Here is a 21,889-nt window from a genome sequence, read left to right as displayed (position 1 = left end):
CTCGGGTCAGGCGAGGAGGAAGTCGGCTTCGCCGGACTTCGCACCCTGAATGAACGTTTCGATCTCGTGCAGCGTGTAGATCAGCGCCGGTCCGTCCGGATCGGTGGACTGGCGCAGCGCGACACGGCCGTCACGCAACTTCATCGCCTCGACGCAGCTCCCGCCGTTGCCGCCGCTCCACGGCTTGCGCCAGCCGTCGGCGCCCAGGTCCTTGGCGGGCATGCCGTTGTATATGCGTTCCCCGCTTGCACGGTCCCCGTAATGCGTGCGATGCATGTGGTCAGATCTCCTTGCGAATGGCACCAAGGAAGGCCTCGGTGCTCTGTGCCGGCGCGGCTTGCGCGCACAACCGGTCCAGCGCTTCCTGGAAACCCGACACGTCATCGCGTTGGTCGAAGTAGACAGCCCCTATCAGGCTCTCTGCGCAGACGATGTCGGGCAGTTCCGGAACCTGGAACCGGAAGATGTGGAACGGCCCGTACATCGCGGGATGCGGGCCCGCTGCGAACGGGATGACCTGGAGCCGGACGTGGGGCAGCGAACAGGCCTCGATCAGCCGGTCCACCTGCCCCCGCATGACACTCCGGCCGCCGATCGGACGACGCAGAACCGTTTCGTCCACCACCACCCACAGCAGCGGCGGATCATCACGGTTGAGCACCGCCTGGCGCTCCATCCGCAGCGCGAGGAGGCGGTCGATCTCCTCGGTGGCGGCCTGCGGCATTCCGGCGCGGAACACGGCGGTCGCGTACTCCTGGGTCTGCAGCAGTCCCGGCGCGTAGTGCGGTTCGTAGGCGCGGATCAGGCCCGCCTCACCCTCCAGGCTGACGAAGGCGCTGAACCACTCGGGCAGTACGTCGCGGTAACGGTGCCACCAGCCGGGGCGGTTGGCCTCCCGGGCCAGCGCGAGGAAGCCCTCGACCTCCACCGGGTCGGTCACCCCGTAGGTGCGCAGCAGCTTCTCGACGTACGGGATCTTCAGGCCGACCTCGGCCTTCTCCATTCTGCGGACAGTGGCATGCGTGACATCAAGCGTCGCGGCGGCCTGTTCATAGTTGAGCGCCGCCTTCTCCCGGAGGTCCGCGAGCCGCTTGCCGAGGATCACCCGAAGGACCGTCGGCGCGCCTCCGGCGCGAGCATCCGTCACCGCCCACCCCTTCCAACTACCCATGCGGACAAGCAGTGTGTCACGCCGTCAGAGAACCGGAACAGACTGTCATGCTGATTCTGCAAATTACAGAACGCATCTTGCCATCTGTCGCGCGCTACGCGCATAGTGGCCTGGTGGCTTCCTCCCATGACGCTCTTGGACTGGAGCGCCCGGCGGGCTTCACCGCCCAGCGGCAGTTGAGCGCGTCCCGCATGGACGTGTTCCACCTGCCCGCGCTCGGCGCCTGTGTTGCCGAGGCCAGGAGGCGCCTCCGAACGCTGCTGGCGGAGCGCGGTGTCGACGACGACGTCCGCGACGACGCCGGTCTGGTGCTCTCCGAATTGTTCACCAACGCGATCCGCTACAGCGACAGCGAGCGGATAGCTTGCGCCCTGCGGGTCACTTCGAGCTTGTTGCGGCTCGAAGTGGCGGATGAGGGACGCGGGTTGACGCAGCCTCAGCCCCGCGAGGCGGGGGTGGACGAGGAAAGCGGCCGGGGGTTGCTTCTTGTGAACGCTCTCGCTGCGGCGTGGGGGGTTCACCCCTGCGCGGATGGGCGGGGGCGCGTCGTCTGGGCCGTCCTCCGGCGCGACTAGCGTCTTTCGCGGCTTTCCCCTCCCTCCCCCCGTTGCCGCGGTCCGCAGCCTTGCCGTTGCGCACGGCCGCCGGCAGGTCGGGGGCGGGAGGGCAAAAACGCCGAACCCCGAGCTCAGCGGACCGGAAGCAGATCCGGCCGCTTCGCGGAGACCCGGTCCCCGCTGGACTCCCCCCGCAGCCGGCGCCCGATCCACGGCACCAGATGCTCCCGCGCCCAGTGGATGTTGTCCCGCCGAACGTCGGCGGAGGTACGGAACTCCTGCGGAGGCCACGGCTCGTCGGGATCGCCGGAGACGGTAACCCCGAGGACCCGGGCCGCCCGCAGGGCAACCCGCCGATGGCCGTCTGCGGACAGATGCAGACGGTCCTCGCTCCAGGCCCGCCGGTCCTGCACCGACCGCAGCGACCACAGATCAAGCACCGGGCATCCGTACCGGTCGGCCACGGCCCGCAGATGCGCGTTGTACGTGGCGATCTTGCCGCGCAGATGACGCAGCACCGGCACGCCACGGGTGTCGAAACCCGTGGCGACCAGCACCGTCCCGCTGGCGCGGGTCAGCGCGGCGACCGCCGCCTCGAAACGCTGGGCGACATCGTCGGGGTCGGTTCCGGGGCGCAGGATGTCATTGCCGCCAGCGCAGAACGTGACCAGGTCGGGGGCGAGTTCAACGGCGCGCGGCACCTGCTCCGCGACGATCCGGTCGAGCAGTCGCCCGCGTACCGCGAGGTTCGCGTAGCGCAGCTCACCGTCCGGGCGGTGGTCCGCGAGCATGACGGCGAGCCGGTCCGCCCAGCCGACGTATGTACCGTCCGCGCCCGGGTCACCGACGCCTTCGGTGAAACTGTCGCCAATCGCCGCGTATGACGCGATGGCAGCCCCCGGCGTGGACAAGGTGTCAGGATTCTTCACTTCAGCCACTCGCAACATCCTTCACCCGGACACGTGACCTACGCCACCGTAACCAGGGGTTGACGAAACGTGATTCATCCCACTCAACTTTTCCTCCTGGTGCGGAATAGGGCCGGGTGCCGCGGGGTGCATGGCAAGCCAGGGCGCGAGAAGAATCATTGAGCGCCCACATACCACCTGGTACGCCCTAAGTCAGACTGTCGTATGGTCAGCTGTGGCAGTCACGGCGGTGATCCGCACCGTCGGCCCCGTCCAGAAGGAGTCACGGTGACCCAGCAGACGCCGCAGGCCCCGACACCGCAGACGCAAGCCGAGCCCGAGCTGACCGGAGTGCGCAACTTTCGCGATGTCGGCGGACTGGCCACCGGCGACGGCCGCCGGGTCCGGCACGGACGCCTCTTCCGCAGCGGTCACCTCGCCCACGCCACCGACGAGGACGCCACCTACCTCGCCTCCCTCGGCCTGCACACGATCTTCGACTTCCGCAACGCCTCCGACATCAAGCTGGAGGGCCCGGACGTCGCTCTTCCAGGGGTGCGGAACGTGAACATGCCGCTGAGCGACCCGGCCGCCGGTGCGGAGTTCTGGGGCACGGTACGGGAGGGCAACCTCGACGAGCTGCGGGCCGTGCTGGGCGACGGCAGGGGCGCGGCGCGGATGAAGCAGGCGTACCGCTCCCTGATCCTGGAGCGCACCGAGGACCACGCCCGGCTGCTGGACCTCCTCGTCGCGGAGCCGTCCGTACCGGCGCTGCTGCACTGCGCGGCGGGCAAGGACCGGGCGGGCACCTCGATCGCGGTGGTGCTGCTCGCGCTCGGCGTGCGGCGGTCCGAGATCGAGGCGGACTACATGCTCAGCAACGACGCCCACCGCCGCTACCGCATCCAGCGCGGTCGGAACGGCGCCGACATCGCCACCGCTGAGGTGATGGAGCTGCTCAATCCGCTGTTCGACGCCCGTCCCGAGTATCTGGCGACCGCCTTCGAGGCCATCGACGAGCGGTGGGGCTCGACCGACCGCTATCTGTCCGAGGGCCTGGGGCTGACCGACAAGCGCAGGGAGCTGCTGGGTACCCTCCTGCTGGAGGACGACAACCGCTAGGGTCGGCCGGGTGAGTGAGAACCCGTTCCTCGACGGGAGCACCCTCCCGTACCAACTGCCGCCCTTCGCCGAGCTGCGCATCACGCACCATGCCCCGGCCCTCGACCGGGGCATGGCCGAGCAGCTGGCCGAAGTCGCGGCGATCACCGGCTGCGAGCAGCCGCCCACCTTCGAGAACACGGTGGTCGCGCTGGAGCGCGGCGGCGGCCTGCTGCGCCGGGTGGAGAACGTGTTCCACCTCTTGGTGGCGGCGGACACCACCCCCGAACTCGACGCGCTCAACGCCGAGTACAGCCCGAGGCTCGCCGCGCATCGCGACGCCATCCAGCTGGATTCCGCACTGTTCCGGCGGATCGACGCGCTGTACGTCAGGCGCGACCAGCTTGGTCTCGACGCGGAGTCGCTACGGCTGCTGGAGCGGTACCACACCGACTTCGTACGGGCCGGGGCGCGGCTGAGCGCCGCCGACCAGGAGCGGCTGCGGGCGCTCAACACCGAGCTGGCGCGACTGGCCACGGCCTTCCAGCAGAACCTGTCGGCGGACACCACGGCCGCCGCGCTCGTCCTCGACAGCGCGGACCAGCTCGCCGGGCTCTCTCCCGACGCCATCGCCGCGGCCGCGGCGAACGGCACCACCCTCGGCCATGACGGCCGCTATGTGCTCAGCCTCAAGCTGTTCTCCCACCAGAGCGAGCTGGCCTGGCTGCATGATCGTGCGGTACGTGAGCGGCTGCTGACCGCTTCGGTCAACCGCGGCCGGGAGTCCAACCGGCAACTCGTCGTTCGTATGGCGACGTTGCGTGCCGAGCGCGCCGCGCTGCTCGGCCATGCCAGCCACGCCGCCTATGTCGTCGGCGACATGACGGCGGGCACCACCGAAGCCGTGGAGGACATGCTGACCCGGCTGATCCCGCCCGCCGTCGCCAACGCCCGCGCGGAGGCCGAGGCGCTGCGCGCCGCGATGGGCGACGGCGCCCAACTGGAACCGTGGGACTGGACGTACTACGCGGAGCGGGTCCGCAGGTCCGACCATGACATCGACGCCGCCGCGCTGCTTCCGTACTTCGAGCTGGAACGGGTGCTGACCGACGGCGTCTTCCACGCGGCCGGGCTGGTGTACGGGCTGCGCTTCACCGAACGCCCCGATCTCGTCGGGTACCACCCGGACGTCAGGGTCTTCGAGGTGTTCGACGAGAACGGCCCGCTCGGCCTCCTCCTCGCGGACTTCTACGCCCGCGCCTCCAAGCGCGGCGGCGCCTGGATGAACCAACTCGTCGGCCAGTCACGCCTGTTGGGCCAGCGTCCGGTGGTGGTGAACAACCTCAACGTGGCCAAGCCGCCGGCGGGCGAGCCGACGCTGCTCACCTTCGACGAGGTCCGCACGCTGTTCCACGAGTTCGGGCACGCACTGCACGGGCTGTTGTCCGATGTGCGGTATCCGGCCTTCTCCGGCACCACGGTGCCGCGCGACGTTGTCGAATTCCCCTCGCAGGTCAACGAGATGTGGATGCTGTGGCCCGAGGTGCTGGCCAACTACGCCCGGCACCACGAGACCGGCGAGCCGCTGCCGGCGGCCTGGCTGGACCGGCTGTCCGCGGCGCAGCGGTTCGGCGAGGGCTTCCGTACGGTGGAGTACCTGGCCGCGGCGGTGCTCGACTGGAAGTGGCACACCCTGGGCGCCCAGGACGACCCGGGAGACACCGAGGACTTCGAGGCCGCGGCGCTGGAGAGCGCCGGGATCGCCGTACCGCAGATCCCGCCGCGCTACCGCAGCACGTACTTCGCGCATGTCTTCGCCAACGAGTACAGCGCGGGCTACTACTCGTACATCTGGAGCGAGGTGCTGGACGCCGACACCGTCGAGTGGTTCCGGGAGAACGGCAGGACGTTGCGGGAGAGCGGCGAGGCGTTCCGGCGCGGGCTGCTGGCGAAGGGCGGCAGCGCCGACATGATGGACTCGTTCCGCGCCGTGTGCGGCCGGGGGCCGCGGATCGAGCCGTTGCTGGCCCGCCGCGGGCTCGCCCGCGGCGGCTGTTGACCACAGACGTCCCGCTGAGGTGGTCGCATGACCACCGGCCCGCGTCGTCGTGGTTGCTCGCCGTTGCGGCGGATGGTTCTCTTCGCCGCGACGGCGAGCAGATCGCTCGGGCGTCAGCCCACCATCGCCTGCTTGACCAGAGTGCGGCCGAAGTCCCACATCAGGCCGCTGCCCTTGTGCGCGTCGTCCATGACGTCGGTGAAAGCGGCGACGAACCGGTCGACCTCCCGCTCACCGATGATCAACGGCGGGATCAGCTTGATGACTTCGAGGTGGTCGCCGGAGACCTGGGTGAGGATCCGGTGCCGCTGCAGCAGCGGGACCACCACCATCTGCGCGAACAGCCCCTTACGTGCGGCCTGCAGCATCGCCCAACCGCCGCGCAGCTTCAGCGACTTGGGGCGGCCGAACTCGATGCCGATCATCAGGCCCCGGCCGCGCACCCCGTGCAGCAGCTCGTAGCGGTCGACGAGGGCGGCCAGCCGTGAGCGCAGCAGGTCCCCGGTGACCCTGGCATTCTGCACGATCTTCTCGTCGTCCATCACCGCCAGCGTGGCCAGCCCGGCCGCCATGGCCTGGGCGTTGGCGCCGAAGCTGGCCGAGTGGACCAGCACCCGGTCCATGGACGAGAACACCTTCTTGAAGATCCACTCCTTGCCGAGCGTGGCGCCGACCGGCACATAGCCACCGGACAGGGCCTTCGCCACGCACACCAGGTCCGGTTCGACGCCCTGCTCATGCTGGTACGCGAAGAAGTCACCGGTGCGGCCGACACCGGTCTGCACCTCGTCGGCGATCAGCAGTGCCTTGTGCCGGTGCAGCAACTCCTGGGCGGCACGCAGGAATCCGGGCGGAGTCTCGTGGACCCCCTTGCCCTGGATCGGCTCGACCACGAACGCCGCCACGTCACCGCGCCGCAGCTCCCGCTCCAGCACGGCCAGATCACCCATCTCGATCGCGGTGTCAGGCAGCAGCGGGGCGAAGCCGTCCCGGAACCCGCTCTCCCCGTTGACCGACAGCGACCCGGTGGTCAGTCCGTGGAAGGCATGAGTGCAGTACAGGACACGCGGTCTGCCGGTGGCATAGCGGGCGAACTTCAGCGCCGTCTCCACCGCTTCGGTACCGCTGTTGCCGAAGAACACCCGGTCCAGATGGGGTGCGTAGGACAGCAGCCGCTCGGCGAGCAGGCCCGGCAGCGGCGGGCAGTCGAACCGGGTGAGGTCGGCGAGCCCGGCGTCCAGCACGTCGTGCAGCGCCTTGCGGACCACGGGATGGTGCCGTCCCAGGCCCATCACGCCGAATCCGGCGAGCATGTCGAGATAGTCGTCGCCGTCCGCGTCCCAGAAGTAGGCGCCCTCGGCCCGTTCGTACACCTTGTCGAAGCCGATGGTGTGCAGCATGCGCGGCAGTTGGTGGTTCAGATGCCTGGTGTGCAGCTCGTACCGCTCGGCGCCCCGCTCGGCCAGCAGCCTGCCCAGGTCAAAACCCTTTGCCGGGGCGGCGTCAGGCTCGGCCATCGGCTTCCTCCTTCTCGATCACGCCTTGTTCCCCGGCGGCCCGGGTGTCGATACGGGCCAGGGCCGCGCCTATGCGTCCGGCGATCTCGGCCGGGGTGAGCCCCAGATCGGCCAGCACCTCGCCACGCTTGGCGTGGGCCAGGAACTGCGCGGGAATCCCGAAGTCCCGGACCGGAACATCCACATCGGCGTCGCGCAGGGCCTGGGCCACCGCCGAACCGACGCCTGCGGCCCGCCCGTTGTCCTCCACCACGGCGACCAGCCGGTGGTCGGCGGCGAGCGGCGGCAGCGCGGCGTCCACGGGCTTGACCCAGCGCGGGTCGACCACGCTGACGCCGATCCCCCGGTCCCGTAGCAGCGCGGCGGCGGACAGGCAGGTGTCGGCCAGCGCGCCGACCGACACCAGCAGCACATCGGTGCGCTCTCCGCGGTGCAGTACGTCCATGCCGCCGATCCGGTCGAGGGCGGGCATGGGCTCGCCGACCGACGCCTTGGGGAAGCGGATGACGGTAGGCGCGTCGTCGACGTCCGCCGCCTCCCGCAGCTGTGCGCGCAGTTGGTCTGCGTCGCGCGGGGCGGCGATCCGCAGGCCGGGCACGACCTGGAGGATCGACATGTCCCACATGCCGTTGTGCGAGGCGCCGTCGGGGCCGGTCACTCCGGCCCGGTCCAGGACGAAGGTGACCCCGCACCTGTGCAGTGCGACATCCATCAGCACCTGGTCGAACGCCCGGTTGAGGAAGGTGGCGTAGACGGCGACCACCGGATGCAGGCCGCCGGTGGCCAGGCCCGCCGCCGAGGCCGCCGCGTGCTGCTCGGCGATCCCGACGTCGTAGACCCGGTCCGGGAACGCCGCCGCGAACTCCGCCAGGCCGACCGGCTGGAGCATGGCGGCGGTGATGGCGACGATGTCCTCGCGCTCTCGGCCGAGTTCGACCATCGCCGCGCCGAAGACCGAGGTCCAGGACTGCCCGGCGGACGGGGTCAGCGGCGCGCAGGTCAACGGGTCCATGGCGGCGACGGAGTGGAAGCGGTCGGCCTCGTCCTGTTCGGCGGCGGCGTATCCGCGGCCCTTCTCCGTCAGGCAGTGGATGACCACCGGGCCGCGGAAGCGTTTGGCCCGGCGCAGTGCCGACTCCACGGCCGGGATGTCATGCCCGTCGATCGGGCCGACGTACTTCAGTCCGAGGTCCTCGAACATGCCCTGCGGGGCGATGGCGTCCTTGAAGCCCTTCTTCGCGCCGTGCAGCGACCCGTACAGCGCCCGGCCCACCACCGGGGTGGCCTGCAGCAGCTGCTTGCCCAAGTTGAGCGCCCACTCGTACTCGTTGGTGGTGCGCAGCGCGGCGAGGTGGTTGGCGAGGCCGCCGATGGTGGGGGCGTAGGAGCGTTCGTTGTCGTTGACCACGATGACCAGCGGGCGGTCCTTGGCGGCGGCGATGTTGTTGAGTGCCTCCCAGGCCATGCCGCCGGTCAGCGCGCCGTCGCCGATCACCGCGACGACGTGGTCGCTGCAGTGCCGTACCTCGTTGGCCTTGGCCAGGCCGTCGGCCCAGCCGAGCACGGTGGAGGCGTGCGAGTTCTCGATGACGTCGTGCTCGGACTCGGCGCGCGACGGGTAGCCGGACAGTCCGCCCTTGCCGCGGAGCTTGGAGAAGTCCTGCCGTCCGGTCAGCAGCTTGTGGACGTAGGACTGGTGTCCGGTGTCCCACAGGATGCGGTCGGCGGGCGAGTTGAAGACCCGGTGCAGCGCGATGGTCAGCTCCACCACGCCGAGGTTCGGCCCGAGATGTCCCCCGGTCCTGGCCACCGCCTGCACCAGGAACTGCCGGATCTCCTGGGCGAGTTCATCCAATTGATCGGCCTCGAGCGCCTTGAGATCCCGCGGACCTCGGATGCTCTCCAACAGCGACACGACGGGGGCCTCCTTCCCTGGTTCTCCCCTGACCGGGCTGGTGTGCGGGTGTAAGGGGGTCACGCGACGGTGACGGCGGGCTCGCCGGACAGACTGCGCCCATCCTTTTCGGCGTCGGCCTCCATCTGCTCGGCGATCTTCATCGCCTCCTCGATCAGGGTCTCGACGATCTTCGACTCCGGAACCGTCTTGATCACCTCACCCTTCACAAAGATCTGCCCCTTGCCATTACCCGAGGCCACCCCGAGATCCGCCTCACGCGCCTCACCCGGACCATTGACCACACACCCCATCACCGCGACCCGCAACGGCACCTCCATGCCCTCAAGACCCGCCGTGACCTGGTCCGCCAACTTGTACACATCCACCTGCGCCCGACCACACGACGGACACGACACGATCTCCAACCGCCGCTGCCGCAGATTCAACGACTCCAGAATCTGAATGCCGACCTTGACCTCCTCCGCCGGAGGCGCCGACAACGACACCCGGATCGTGTCCCCGATCCCCTCCGCCAGCAACGCACCAAACGCCACCGCCGACTTGATCGTCCCCTGGAACGCCGGACCCGCCTCCGTCACACCCAGATGCAACGGATAGTCACACCTGGCCGCCAGCAACCGGTACGCGTTGACCATCACCACCGGATCGTTGTGCTTCACCGAGATCTTGATGTCCCGGAACCCGTGCTCCTCGAACAACGAGCACTCCCACAACGCCGACTCCACCAACGCCTCCGGAGTCGCCCTGCCGTACTTCTCCAGCAACCGCCGATCCAACGACCCCGCGTTCACCCCGATACGGATCGGCACCCCCGCACCCGACGCCGCCTTCGCGATCTCCTTGACCTTGTCATCGAACTGCCGGATGTTCCCCGGATTCACCCGCACCGCGGCACACCCGGCATCAATCGCCGCGAACACATACTTCGGCTGGAAATGAATATCCGCGATCACCGGAATCTGCGACTTCTTCGCGATCACCGGCAACGCATCCGCGTCATCCTGCGACGGACAGGCCACCCGCACGATCTGACAACCCGCCGCCGTCAACTCGGCGATCTGTCGCAGCGTGGCATTGACGTCCGCCGTCACGGTCGTCGTCATCGATTGCACCGACACCGGCGCGTCGCCACCCACCGCCACCGACCCCACCTGGATCTGGCGGCTCCTGCGCCGTTCGGCGAGCAAAGACGGAACCGACGGCATACCGAGCGAAACCGCGGGCATTGCTCAGCCCCGGTTTCCGGCGACGGTGTCACGCGCGGCGCGCAGCGACTCCTTGAGCGAACCCATGGTGGCGAAGACGGCCGTGGGCTCGTAGCCGCAGTGCGCCATGCAGTTGTCGCACCGCGGATCCTTACCGCGGCCGTACTTGTCCCAGTCGGTCTCCTCGATCAGTTCCTTGTAGGTGGGAACATAGCCGTCGCTCATCAGATAGCAGGGGCGCTGCCAGCCGAACAGCGAGTAGTTGGGAATCGCCCAGGCCGTGCACGGGAAGTCCGCCCTGCCCTCCAGGAAGTCGAGGAACAGCGGGCTGTGGTTGAGCCGCCACCGCTTGCGGTTGCCGTTCGCGAAGGCCTTCCGGAACAGCTCCCGGGTCTGCTCGACGCCGAGGAAGTGGTCCTGGTCGGGCGCCTTCTCATAGGCATAGGCGGGCGAGATCATCATCTCGTCCACCTTCAGGTCGTCGTTGAGGAAATCGAGGACCTCGACGATGGTCTGCGGGGTGTCCGTGTTGAAGAACGTCGAGTTGGTGGTGGTCCGGAAGCCGCGCCGTTTCGCCTCCTTGATCGCCTCCACCGCCTCGTCGAACACCCCCTCCTTTGCCACCGACTCATCGTGCCGCTCACGCAGCCCGTCGATGTGCACGGCGAAGGCGAAGTACCGGGAAGGCGTGAACTGTTCCAACTTCTTACGGAGCAACATCGCATTGGTGCACAAGAAGACATATTTCTTTCTGGCCACCAACTGCCGTACGATCTCGTCGATCTGCGGATGCATCAGCGGCTCGCCACCGGCGATCGACACCATCGGCGCACCGGACTCAAGAACGGCGCCCACCGCCTGGGCGACCGGCATGCGCTGCTTGAGCACACCGGCCGGGTGCTGGATCTTGCCGCAGCCCTCGCACTTGAGGTTGCACGCAAAGAGCGGTTCAAGTTCCACGATCAAGGGGAACTTCTCGCGCCTGCGGAGCATTTTCTGTTCAAAGAGGTACGTCCCGACCCGGACGGTCTGACGGAGCGGCATGGCCATCTGGCTCACCTCCAAGGGAGCTCGGTAGAGCGGTGCCAATCAAGAAAGGCGGGAAGAATAGACCTCAGCACGCGAAACGCGTTGATTCCTGTGCGAAGCGTTGCGACACGCAGGAGTTCGTACTCAGGGGTGTCCACAACGACACGGACGGCGGTCACCGGGCGCGGCCCCACGGCAAGGGCCGCGCGCTGTACGGCGGCCGACTCCATGTCGACCGCCGACGCCCCCGCCGCGCGCAGCGCGGATCGCTCCGCGCCGCGTACGACATGGTCCGATTCGGCGATCCGCCCGGTGTGGACGGCGATCCCGCGACGGGCGATGGCGGCGGCCAGCGGGCCGCCGTCGGCGTTGCGGTCGTCGATGACGACGTCGCCGGGTTCGACGCCGGGGGCCAGCCCGGCACAGAACCCGGTGGCGATCACCGCAGCGCCTCGCAGTACGGGGTCGCCGCACAGCGCCCGGGTGACGGCGCGCTCCGCGGCCTGCCGCCCCATGCCGGTACGCAGCAGGGCGACAGGACCGGCGGCGCGGTCGCGCTTACCGCGGCGCAGTGCGGCCGCCTCGATGCCGAGCGCACATACGATCAGCAGCGGCCCGAGGTCAAGGGCCGTACCGGCCGATCGTTTCTGTACGTCGGGTGGCATCGGTTCGGCCCGGGACCGGAACATCAAGCGGCCTTCCCCAGCGGGGCCGCGGCCTGCAAGGAGGGTTCGCCGTGCAGGTAGCGACCGAGCGCTGTGACCGGGAAGACCATCCGGTACAGGTGGTAGTTGATGGAGAAGTCCCACGGGAAGCCGGTACCGGTGAAGTACGGCTCGTCCCAGGACCCGTCGGGGGCTTGGGTGTCGGCCAGCCAGCGGATGCCCCGCTCGACCGCCTTGCCGTCCCGCTCGCCCGCGGCGAGCAGCGCCAGCAGCGCCCACGCGGTCTGCGACGCGGTCGAGGCGCCGCGCGCGATCCAGCCGGTGTCGGCGTACGAGCGCAGGTCCTCGCCCCAGCCTCCGTCCGCGTTCTGCACGCTCTCCAGCCAGCTTACGGCCCGGCGGACCGCCGTGTGCGAAGCGGGGATTCCGGCGGTGACCAGGGCGGGCACCACCGATCCGGTGCCGTAGACGTAGTTGACGCCCCAGCGGCCGAACCAGGAGCCGTTCGCCTCCTGTTCGGCGAGCAGCCACTCGACGCCGCGCCGGGTGCGCGGGTCGTCCGCCATGCCGACCGCGGCGAGCATCTCCACCACATGCGCCGTGACATCGGCCGACGGCGGGTCGATCACCTCGCCGAAGTCGCAGAACGGCAGCAGGTTGGGCAGTCGGCTGGTGTTGTCCACGTCGAAGGCGCCCCATGCGCCGTTCTTGGACTGCATGCCGAGGATCCAGCGCACCCCGCGGTCGATGGCGGACCTCATCCGGGGCTGCTCGGGGTGGGCGACGCGTTTGAGGGCGAGAACGACCTCGGCGCTGTCGTCGATGTCCGGGTAGTTGTCGTTGTGGAACTCGAACGCCCAGCCGCCGGCGGGCAGTTGGGGGCGGCGCACCGACCAGTCTCCGCGACGGATGATCTGCTCGTCCAGCATCCATCCCGCTGCCTTGACCAGCGCCGGATGGTCGGCGGGCAGCCCGGCGTCGGCGAGCGCGACGGCGGCCAGGCAGGTGTCCCAGACCGGGGACTGGCAGGCCTCGATCATACGGCTGCCGTCTTCGTGCCACACGGCGAAGCGGTCCAGGGACTCAAGGCCCGCCCGCATCACCGGGTGGTCGAGGTCGTAGCCGAGCAGACGCAGGGCGATCAGCGAGTAGACGGCGGGCGGTTGGATACCGCCCCAGCAGCCGTCGTTCTCCTGGCGCTCGATGATCCAGCGGGAACAGGCGCCCAGCGCGGTACGGCGCAGCGTACGGCTGCTGACCTTGCGGTAGACGTGCAGCGCCTTGTCGAGGCGCTGGAAGAGGCCCTCCCAACTGGTGAGCGGGACGCCGGGGCGCGGTGGGTTCGGCCGCGCGGGATCGGTGTGCAGTTCGTCCAGTGGGAAGGGCGCGGGCCGCACCGGGCGGTGGGCGCAGACGACGGTGAGCGGCACGATGGTCTGCCGGGCCCACTGGCCGAAGGAGTAGATGTTGAGCGGGAACCACTTGGGGAGGTAGATGATCTCCGGCGGCATCTCCGGCAGGTCTTCCCACTTCCACCAGCCGAACAGGGCCAGCCAGATACGGGTGAAGACGCGGGAGCTCGCGATTCCGCCCTGTGCGCGCACCCATTCGGCGGCCTTCGCCATGTGCGGTGCGTCGGGCTGGTCACCGGCGAGCCTCAGGGCCGTGTAGGCCTCCACGGTGGTGGACAGTTCGCCGGGGCCGCCGTAGAAGGTGGCCCAGGTGCCGTCGTCACGCTGCTGGGAGCGGATCCAGCGGGCGCCCGCCTGAAGGGTCTTCTCGTCCTGGATGCCGAGGAACTGACGGAGCAGCAGATCCTCGGCGTCCATGGTGACGTTGGTCTCCAGGGCGCCCTTCCACCATCCGTCGGGATGCTGGGCGGCCAGCAGACAGGAGGTGGCGCGCTGCGCGGTGCGGGCTGCCGCCTCCTCCAACTCCTGGACCGGATCGGCTGCGGACGTCGGGGTCGATGTTTTGTTGGCCGAGGTGACACGGGGTGGTAGAGGTCCCGCGCTGCCGTCGGTCGTCGCTGTCATGGCTTCCCCTTCTGCACAGTGCGCTGGTGGGGCTTCCACCGCACGCCGGCGTCGGCGTGCGGTCGGCGACTGGGATAAGTCGTCGGACTTGGATAAGTCGTCGGTTGCCTTGGTCATCTTTCTCGTACCACAACAAAGTCGGCCAGGGCGAAGAGGTTTTGCCGGGTTTCCTCGGGCATGGCGACTCCAGCCAGGGCGTCCAACGCTGTCGCGTGTTGACGGCGGGCTTCCTGCGACGTCCACTCGCGGCCGCCCGCCTCTTCGATCAACGCGGCGCGGTTGGCGAACTCTTCCTCGCTGAAGTCGCCGATTTCCGGGTTCTTGGCGTCGGCGGCCAGGAGTTCGGCGAGCCGTTCGGCCGCGGCGCCCTCGGCGGCCAGTGCGGCGACGACCGGCAGGGACTTCTTGCGCTGCCGCAGGTCGCTCCACGTCTGCTTGCCGGTGACGGCGGGCTCACCCCAGATGCCCAGCAGGTCGTCCACCGCCTGGAAGGCCAGGCCCAGGTGGTAGCCGTAGGCCTCCAGGGCGTCGGCGGTCGCGTCATCGGCACCGCCCAGCACCGCGCCGATGGAGGAGGCACAGGCCAGCAGCGCGCCGGTCTTGTTGCCCTCCATCTCCAGGCACTCCTCGACGGTGACCCGCTCGCGGTGCTCGAAGGAGATGTCCTGCGCCTGACCGTCGATCAGCTTCCGGGTGGCGGTGGTGAGCCGCTTGGTGGCCCGCCTGGCATCGCTGGTGCCGACCTCCAGCAGGATCTCGTTGGCGAGCGCGAACAGCGCGTCGCCGACGAGGATGGCCTGCGCCGGTCCGTGCACCTTCCATACGGTGTCGCGGTGCCGGCGCTGCTCGTCGCCGTCCATCAGGTCGTCGTGCAGCAGCGAGAAGTTGTGCACCAGTTCGACGGCGACCGCTCCGGGGATGCCGACCTCGGGTGCGACGCCTGCGGCCTCCGCGGACATCAGGGCCAGGGCGGGGCGTACCGCCTTGCCGCTGTCGCCGTCGGTGGGACGGCCGGCGGCGTCGATCCATCCGAAGTGGTAGGCGGCGACGGTGTTCATGGGTGGCGCGAGCCGGTCCACCGCCGCGCGCAGCACGGGGGTGGACATCGTCCGCCCGCGCTCCAGCAGCGCGGTGACGCCGTCGTGCGCCTCGGGCGCTGCGACCTGGTCGTGGGCCGGGGTCACGTGTTCTCCTCTGATCCTGTGGATGTCGTGGTGGCTCATGCGGCCGTCAGCTCCCCGTCGGGGGCGGGCCTGCCGAGTTCCGTGAGCGCTTCCCTGGCGGCCCGCAGCCCGCTGCGCACGGCGCCCTCCATGGTCGCGGGCCAGCCGGTGGCCGTCCACGCGCCGGCCAGGTACAGGCCGGGCGCCTGGGTGCGGGCCTGGGGGCGCAGCCTGCCGACGCCGGGGGTGGGGGCGAAGGTGGCGGTGCGCTCCCGGGTGACGAAGAAGTCCCGCACGGTGGCGCCGCGCGCGGCGGGGAGCAGCCGTTCCAGCGCGGGCAGATACCGGTCCCGCAGCTCGCTGACGGGACGGTCGATGTCGTCGTGGGCGGCCGACTGCGACAGCGCCAGATACTGCCAGTGCTCTGTTCCGGGGGAACCCGTCATCCCGGAGGTGCCGCTCCGGTCGAAGACCCACTGGACGGGGCTGTCGAGAGCGGCGAAGAAGGGCTGCCGCGTCACGGTGCGGTCGTACACGACATGGATGTTGAGGATCGGTGCGGTGCCGATGCGCAGCAGCGCGTCCGGGTCCCGCAGCGCGCCGTCCGGCAGCAGGCCGTGGGCCTCCCGCTGCGGTACGGCGAGCACCACGCTGCCTGCGGTCAGCCGCTCGTCGCGTCCGGGTCCGGTGGCCACGTCGACCTGCCAGCCGCCGTCCGGCCCCGGGCGCAGCGCGCTCACCCGGCCGCGCAGCACGGTGCGTACGCCCGCCGCGTCGAGGGCGGCGCGGGCCCGGCCGTGGTGCAGGTCTCCCAGTGGGGCGTTGGCCCAGCCGATGTCGGCGGCGCCGGGGTGGGACAGCAGCCCGGTCTTGAACACCATGGCGGCCAGCGCCAGCGAGGACTGCTCGGCGGTGGCGTTGAGGGTGGCCACGCCGACCAGGTCCCACAGCGCCTGCACGGTGCGCGGCGACTGGCCGCGGTCCCGCAGCCAGCTGCCGAAGTCGGTGTCGTCCAGCGTCGGGTCGTCGAGGTCGAGCCCGCGTAGCGCCATCGCGGCCCGCCCGACCTTGGCCCGCTCGGTGAGCGAGAGATGCGGATACCCGGCGAGCGACGCGGCGAGGTGCAGCGGTACCGGCAGCGATGCCCTGCGCAGCCGCCCGAGCCGGGCGCGTCGCGCGTCCAGCACCGGTACGTCGAGCCGGTCCTGGAGCGTGACCAGGTCCTGGGCGGCGATGCGGTCCAGGAACCACTGGTAGGCCGTGCAGCAGCGCAGGAAGACATGTTGGCCGTTGTCGACGGTCAACTCCCCTGCGGGCGTGTCCCGTTGGAAGGAGAAGGCGAGTCCGCCGAGCCGGGGGCGGCCCTCGACCAGGGTGACCCGCACTCCGGCGTCGGCCAGGGTGAGGGCCGCCGTCGTACCCGCGAGGCCGCCGCCGACGACGACCGCCGCCGCCGGTTCCGGCGCGGCACGGCGTGCCGTGCGCTCACTCATACCTGCCCCCGTTCACCACCGCCGTGCGGCGGCACAGTCAGGGACGCGCGGCGGGTCGGCAGGGTTGAGTCGCCGTGCCGCGGCCGGTCCATGTCGTTCGCTGGTACGACGTCCATCAGGCGCGCCCCCTGCCGACCTGCCGGGCGTCGAGCCCGGCGAGTCCGCGCAGCGCCACGTAGGCCTTCTCGCGGCCCGGCAGTGAGACCCGGCCGCGCAGCACGGCCTCGGGGTCGGCGGCGATCCGCTCCAGCAGCCGACGGTAGATCCCGGCCATGGCAGCCACGCAGGCACCGCTGCGCCGGTCGAGCATGGGCAGCAGTCGGAACCCCTCGTCGAACAGCGCCCGGGCGCGCCGGACTTCGTAGTGCACAAGACCGGTGAAGTCGGAGCCCTCCGGTGGAGCTGATGTGTGGAACCCGGCGGAACAACCGAACTTGGCGAGGTCCTCCGCGGGCAGGTAGCTGCGCCCGTTGCCCGCGTCCTCCCGTACGTCCCGCAGGACGTTGGTGAGTTGCAGTGCGAGACCGAGCGTATTGGCGTACTCCGCGGCGCGCTCGGCGTCCCGCGCGCCGGGCACCGTGCCGAACACGCCGAGCGAGAGCCGACCGATGGCCCCGGCGACGCACCGGCAGTAGTCCTTCAGGTCGTCCCAGGTCTCGTAGGTCTCACCGCGTACGTCCATCAGAACGCCGTCGATGAGCTCGTCCAGGCCGCCGAGCGGCAGCGGGAAGCGGCGTGCGGCGTCGGCGAGCGCGACCGCCACCGGGTCGGTGTCGTCCAGCTCGATCTCGCCGTCCCGGATCCGGGTCAGCAGCGCACGGGTCTCCTCCAGCCGCACCTGCTTCACCGCCGGGTCGAGGTCGCCGTCGCCGATGTCGTCGACCCGGCGCGAGAACGCGTAGAGGGCCGACATGGCCTGGCGTTTGTCCCCGGGCAGGAGCCTGATGCCGTACGCGAAGTTACGGGCCTGCTGCCCCGTCACGGTCTCGCAGTACCGGTACGCAGCGAGCACCGGCGCGGACGTGTGCGCGGTACCGTCCACGGTCCGGCTCACCCCTCTCGTCGCAATGTGGAGCCCACCTCGCGCAGCAGTCCGAGCTTGGTGGCCTTCGGCGGCCCCGGAAGGACGTCGTACCGTGCGGCCGCGACCGCCGCGAGCGCGGCCCGGCCCCCGGCGACAAACCCGGCGAGCAGCAGCTTCAGCCTGCCGTGGACGCTACCCACCAGCGGGGTGCCTTCATTCAACAGATCGTCGGCGCGTTCCGCTTCGAATTTCACCAGCGCACGCACCTTCGCGCCGCCGGTGGGGGCGGCGAGATCGGTCTCGGACACGCCGAACCGCTCCATGTCCTCGGCGGGCAGGTAGACGCGGTCGCGGCGGAGGTCCTCGGCGACGTCCTGAAGGTGCTCGACGATCTGCAGGGCGGTGCACACGGCGTCGGAGCGGCGGATCCGCTCCGGGGTGGCGGTTCCGGTGACGGCGAGGACCAGTCGGCCGACGGGGTTGGCGGACAGCTCGCAGTAGCTCAGCAGGTCCTCGTACCGGGCATAGCGGCTGACCCGCTGGTCCTGGCGGTTGGCCTCGATCAGGCCGAGGAACGGCTCGGGGGTGAGCCGGTGGCGGCGTACGGTCGGTTGGAGCGCCCGCAGGATGGGGTGGCCGGGTGTGGCGTCGAAGACCTTGCGCAGATCGGCCTCGAAGGCGTCGAGCATGGCGAGCCGGTCGCCGGACGCCTCGCGCGGCAGGCCCAGCCACACCGCGTCGTCCCGGCCGGGCGGCAGGTCGCCGTCGCCGATGTCGTCGACCAGCCGGGCATAGCCGTAGATCGCCATCAGGTCAGCGCGCCAGGCGCGCGGCAGGAAGAACGGCGCGACGGGGAAGTTCTCACGGGCGGCCTTGTCCAGCACGGCCTGCGACTGCACTGCCTGGGACCGGACGGCCGCATCGGCCTGCCCGTCACCCACCCGCGCGGTCACCACCGGACACCTCGGGTGCGAGCGGCGGACGCGCCTCGGAGCTGGATGGTTTCCGTCGTCATGGCCGCCACATCCCCCGTTCTACACTGATCCCTAGGATCTTCCCATTTCGGACACGCCGCTCCCAATACCACCCCTCCATTCCGGCTCTCACCGCCCTCTGGATCCGCCCTCCCCCATGAGGGGACGGACCACCGCCAATACGGCGCGGAGCACCGCTCCAGCGTACGCCGTACAGTGGGGCGCCGTACGCGGGGGTGGCCCGGGAGAACCACCCCGCCACAGAACAACACGTTGGGTTGTGAATCTTCCCTTCCACCCCACGAGTTGCCGCTCATCACGCTATCGGCCTCCGCCGATGTTGTCGGCGGAGGCCGGGAAAAAGTCCGTGTGGTATGCCGCGGTGCGGCTATTTGCCGGTGTGCCGCTCGTACGCCTCAAGCACCTGCTCGGTCGGGCCGTCCATCCACAGCTCGCCCTTCTCCAACCACAACACCCGGTCACAGGTGTCCCGGATCGACTTGTTGTTGTGGCTCACCAGGAACACCGTCCCGGCCTCCGCCCGCAACTCCCGGATCCGCTCCTCCGACCGCCTCTGAAACGCCCGGTCACCCGTCGCCAACGCCTCATCGATCATCAACACATCGTGCTGCTTCGCCGCCGCGATCGAAAACCGCAACCGCGCCGCCATACCCGACGAATACGTCCGCATCGGCAACGAGATGAAATCACCCTTCTCATTGATCCCCGAGAAGTCCACAATGTCCTGATACTTCTCCCGGACCTCGCTATTCCCCATCCCCATCGCCAACCCACCCAGGATCACGTTCCGCTCCCCTGTCAGGTCATTCATCAACGCCGCGTTCACCCCCAACAACGACGGCTGACCATCCGTATAGACCCGGCCCCGCTCCGGCGGCAACAACCCCGCGATCGCCCGCAACATCGTCGACTTACCCGAACCATTCGACCCGATAAGCCCCACCGCCTCACCCCGGTACGCGACAAAACTCACCCCGCGCACCGCATGCACCTCACGCACATTCGGCGACGTACGACGCCGCACGATCCGGCTCAACGCCGCCGTCGCGCTCCCCTTGCCACTGCCCGCACCGTGCACCCGGTACACGATGTGCAGATCATCCACGATCACCGTGGGCACACGCTCACCGGACTCGGACACCGCACCGGTTCCACTCTGCTCAGCCACGACCGTACTGCTCCTCAGCCTTCCAGAAGAACACAAAGCCCCCGATACCGGCGACAACCGCCCATGCCACGGCGGCGATCCACACGTGGTGCGGCAGTTGCGCGGAGGTGAAGCTGTCGATCAGCGCGAAGCGGATCAAGTCGATGTACACGGCGGCCGGGTTCAGATCGAGCAACACACCGACCGCGGACGGCAGATGCTTGACGACCTTGTCGATCGCGTAGAACACACCGGAGACGTACATCCAGGTGCGCAGCAGGAAGGGCATGAGCTGGGCGAGGTCGGTGACCTTGCTGCCGAGCCGGGCCACGTACAGCGCGACACCGATGTTGAAGACGGACTGCAGCACCAGCGTCGGAATCAGCAGGAACCACGAGAACTGCGGCACCTCGCCCGTCATCAGCACGATGGCGACCAGCACGATCATCGAGTACAGCAGCTGCTGGAGCTGGATGAGGGTGACCGAGATCGGCAGTGCGGCCCGTGGGAAGTGCAGCGCGCGGATCAGTCCGAGGTTGTCGGAGATGGCGCGGGTGCCGGCGAGCACCGTGGACTGCGTGAAGTTGAAGACGAAGACGCCGGTGACCAGATAGGCGATGAAGTTGTCGATGCCGTGGTTGGTCTGCAGCAGTACGCCGAAGATCAGGTAGTAGACGGCCGCGTTGAGCAGCGGCGTCATCACGTTCCAGATCTGGCCGAGCCGGGCCTTGGTGTACTGGGCGCTCAGCCGGGCGACGGAGTACGCCACGATGAAGTGCCGACGTCCCCACAACTGGCGTACGTACTCAGGCAGGCTCGGCCGGGCGCCGCTCACTGACAGCCCGTACTTGGCCGCCAGCTCGGCCGCGGAGAGGCCGTCGCCGGCAGACGGCGCCGGCGGGGTGCTCACGGCGACCGCGCCCTCGTGCGTGGTATCGCTCACAGTTGACACTTTCGTCCTCATGATGCGCCGACCGGGGCGGGATCCCGGTCGGCACCCGATGCGTTTCCATCCGAGCTTGTCAGATGATGGGTGGTCGTCCCAGTCGGGTCAGCCGCCAAACCGTACGCCACTTCATTGTGTGACGCGCGCCACAGGGGTTGGTCCAGCCCTCCTTGAATCCGCCCAGCCAGGCCCGCAGTGCCTTCCTGGACGGGCGCCGGGCGAGGGTCAGCAGGATCCAGGTTCCCAGATAGAGCGGCACCAGGGGAGCCGGAAGGTTCCGCCGGGCCAGCCACACCCGGTTGCGGGCCACCATCCGGTGGTACACGGCGTGCCTGCTCGGAGCGGTCGCGGGGTGTTCGAGCACCATGTCGGACCGGTAGTCGATCAGCCATCCGGCATCCAGCGCCCGCCAGGCCAGGTCGGTCTCCTCATGGGCGTAGAAGAACTCGTCGGGCAGCCCGCCGACCTGCTGGAAGACGGCGGTCCTGGCCGCGCTGGCGCCGCCGAGGAAGGTGGTGACCCGGGAGGAGCGCATCGGATCCGAAGCGCGCAGCCGCGGTACGTGGCGGCGCTGGGTGGTGCCGGTCTCCGGGTCGGTGATGCGAAAGCTGAGGATGCCGAGCCCCGGGTCGGCGGTGAACGCCTCGCGCACCAGTTCCGCGGTGTCGTCGTTGGGCAGGAAGCCGTCGTCGTCCAGGAAGAGGATCGCGTCGACCTCGCGGCCGCCCGGGCCGAACGCCTCGATGCCCACGTTGCGTCCGGCCGGGATGCCCAGGTTCTCCGGCAGCTCCACGGTCCGTACGCCGTCGGGGAGTTCGGGCAGCGGTGAGCCGTTGCCGACCACCACCACCTCGACGGCGTCGCCGCGCTGCTTGGCGACGGAGTCCAGCAGCGCGCGCAGCTCGGCGGGGCGGTTGCCCATGGTGAGCACCACCGCGCCGAGCTTCGTGACCGC

General features: G+C 69.6%; 19 protein-coding genes. 3 read left to right on the top strand and 16 right to left on the bottom strand.

Annotated elements, in window-relative coordinates; all coding sequences use genetic code 11:
* Positions 1-6 precede the first annotated feature (6 nt).
* Together P2L57_RS21865 and P2L57_RS21860 are read right to left on the bottom strand one after the other, a co-directional pair.
* A complete protein-coding gene (locus P2L57_RS21865; protein WP_275817117.1) occupies positions 7-276 on the bottom strand; it encodes a DUF397 domain-containing protein in 270 nt (89 codons plus the stop codon).
* A 4-nt stretch (positions 277-280) separates the two neighbouring features.
* Positions 281-1,147, bottom strand: coding sequence for a Sco1979 family transcriptional regulator (locus tag P2L57_RS21860; protein WP_275817115.1), 867 nt, complete (start codon positions 1,145-1,147; stop codon positions 281-283).
* A 137-nt stretch (positions 1,148-1,284) separates the two neighbouring features.
* Here P2L57_RS21860 and P2L57_RS21855 point away from each other — a divergent pair, with 137 nt between their 5' ends.
* Positions 1,285-1,746 carry an ATP-binding protein gene (locus P2L57_RS21855; protein WP_275817113.1) on the top strand — a complete coding sequence of 154 codons (462 nt, stop codon included), beginning with the start codon at positions 1,285-1,287 and terminating at the stop codon, positions 1,744-1,746.
* A gap of 113 nt (positions 1,747-1,859) precedes the next feature.
* On the opposite strand, the gene P2L57_RS21850 is transcribed toward P2L57_RS21855, so the two are convergent.
* Positions 1,860-2,666 carry an SGNH/GDSL hydrolase family protein gene (locus P2L57_RS21850; RefSeq protein WP_372515843.1) on the bottom strand — a complete coding sequence of 269 codons (807 nt, stop codon included), beginning with the start codon at positions 2,664-2,666 and terminating at the stop codon, positions 1,860-1,862.
* A gap of 258 nt (positions 2,667-2,924) precedes the next feature.
* Between P2L57_RS21850 and P2L57_RS21845 the strand changes: the two genes are divergently transcribed.
* Both P2L57_RS21845 and P2L57_RS21840 read left to right on the top strand, forming a co-directional pair.
* Positions 2,925-3,758, top strand: coding sequence for a tyrosine-protein phosphatase (locus P2L57_RS21845; protein ID WP_275817109.1), 834 nt, complete (start codon positions 2,925-2,927; stop codon positions 3,756-3,758).
* 10 nt (positions 3,759-3,768) lie between these two features.
* Entirely contained in the window at positions 3,769-5,796 is a 2,028-nt protein-coding gene (locus tag P2L57_RS21840) for a M3 family metallopeptidase (RefSeq protein ID WP_275817107.1), read from the top strand.
* Between the two features lie 113 nt (positions 5,797-5,909).
* Here the strand turns inward: P2L57_RS21840 and P2L57_RS21835 are convergent, their stop codons facing one another.
* From P2L57_RS21835 to P2L57_RS21775, 13 genes are all read right to left on the bottom strand, one after another.
* Positions 5,910-7,313 carry an aspartate aminotransferase family protein gene (locus tag P2L57_RS21835; protein WP_275817105.1) on the bottom strand — a complete coding sequence of 468 codons (1,404 nt, stop codon included), beginning with the start codon at positions 7,311-7,313 and terminating at the stop codon, positions 5,910-5,912.
* Entirely contained in the window at positions 7,300-9,228 is a 1,929-nt protein-coding gene (dxs, locus tag P2L57_RS21830; RefSeq protein WP_275817104.1) for a 1-deoxy-D-xylulose-5-phosphate synthase, read from the bottom strand. The genes P2L57_RS21835 and dxs overlap by 14 nt, the downstream gene beginning before the upstream one ends.
* A 59-nt stretch (positions 9,229-9,287) precedes the next feature.
* A complete protein-coding gene (gene ispG, locus P2L57_RS21825) occupies positions 9,288-10,457 on the bottom strand; it encodes a flavodoxin-dependent (E)-4-hydroxy-3-methylbut-2-enyl-diphosphate synthase (protein ID WP_275817102.1) in 1,170 nt (389 codons plus the stop codon).
* A gap of 3 nt (positions 10,458-10,460) precedes the next feature.
* Positions 10,461-11,486 (bottom strand): adenosyl-hopene transferase HpnH, encoded by a 1,026-nt coding sequence (gene hpnH, locus P2L57_RS21820; protein WP_275817100.1) that lies wholly within the window; start codon positions 11,484-11,486, stop codon positions 10,461-10,463.
* A 5-nt stretch (positions 11,487-11,491) separates the two neighbouring features.
* The gene (locus P2L57_RS21815; RefSeq protein ID WP_275817185.1) at positions 11,492-12,130 is read right to left on the bottom strand and encodes a phosphorylase family protein; all 639 of its coding nucleotides are present in this window, start codon (positions 12,128-12,130) and stop codon (positions 11,492-11,494) included.
* A gap of 23 nt (positions 12,131-12,153) precedes the next feature.
* Positions 12,154-14,166, bottom strand: a complete 2,013-nt coding sequence (gene shc / locus P2L57_RS21810) for a squalene--hopene cyclase (RefSeq protein ID WP_275817098.1) — start codon at positions 14,164-14,166, stop codon at positions 12,154-12,156.
* A gap of 113 nt (positions 14,167-14,279) precedes the next feature.
* Positions 14,280-15,389 (bottom strand): polyprenyl synthetase family protein, encoded by a 1,110-nt coding sequence (locus tag P2L57_RS21805; RefSeq protein WP_303656532.1) that lies wholly within the window; start codon positions 15,387-15,389, stop codon positions 14,280-14,282.
* Entirely contained in the window at positions 15,386-16,822 is a 1,437-nt protein-coding gene (gene hpnE / locus P2L57_RS21800; RefSeq protein ID WP_275817094.1) for a hydroxysqualene dehydroxylase HpnE, read from the bottom strand. The genes P2L57_RS21805 and hpnE overlap by 4 nt, the downstream gene beginning before the upstream one ends.
* Before the next feature lie 115 nt (positions 16,823-16,937).
* Positions 16,938-17,876, bottom strand: coding sequence for a presqualene diphosphate synthase HpnD (gene hpnD, locus P2L57_RS21795; protein ID WP_275817091.1), 939 nt, complete (start codon positions 17,874-17,876; stop codon positions 16,938-16,940).
* The gene (gene hpnC, locus P2L57_RS21790; RefSeq protein WP_372515850.1) at positions 17,873-18,787 is read right to left on the bottom strand and encodes a squalene synthase HpnC; all 915 of its coding nucleotides are present in this window, start codon (positions 18,785-18,787) and stop codon (positions 17,873-17,875) included. The genes hpnD and hpnC overlap by 4 nt, the downstream gene beginning before the upstream one ends.
* 421 nt (positions 18,788-19,208) lie before the next feature.
* Complete coding sequence (locus P2L57_RS21785) at positions 19,209-20,009, bottom strand: ABC transporter ATP-binding protein (RefSeq protein WP_275817089.1); 801 nt, start codon at positions 20,007-20,009, stop codon at positions 19,209-19,211.
* Positions 20,002-20,931, bottom strand: coding sequence for an ABC transporter permease (locus tag P2L57_RS21780; protein ID WP_275817087.1), 930 nt, complete (start codon positions 20,929-20,931; stop codon positions 20,002-20,004). The genes P2L57_RS21785 and P2L57_RS21780 overlap by 8 nt, the downstream gene beginning before the upstream one ends.
* A gap of 79 nt (positions 20,932-21,010) precedes the next feature.
* Complete coding sequence (locus P2L57_RS21775; RefSeq protein WP_275817181.1) at positions 21,011-21,856, bottom strand: glycosyltransferase family 2 protein; 846 nt, start codon at positions 21,854-21,856, stop codon at positions 21,011-21,013.
* Positions 21,857-21,889 lie beyond the last annotated feature (33 nt).

The organism is Streptantibioticus ferralitis, from assembly GCF_029223525.1.
Classification (GTDB): domain Bacteria; phylum Actinomycetota; class Actinomycetes; order Streptomycetales; family Streptomycetaceae; genus Streptantibioticus_A; species Streptantibioticus_A ferralitis.
Note: the sequence above shows the minus strand (reverse complement) of the source record. Positions and strands in the feature narration are given on the sequence as shown.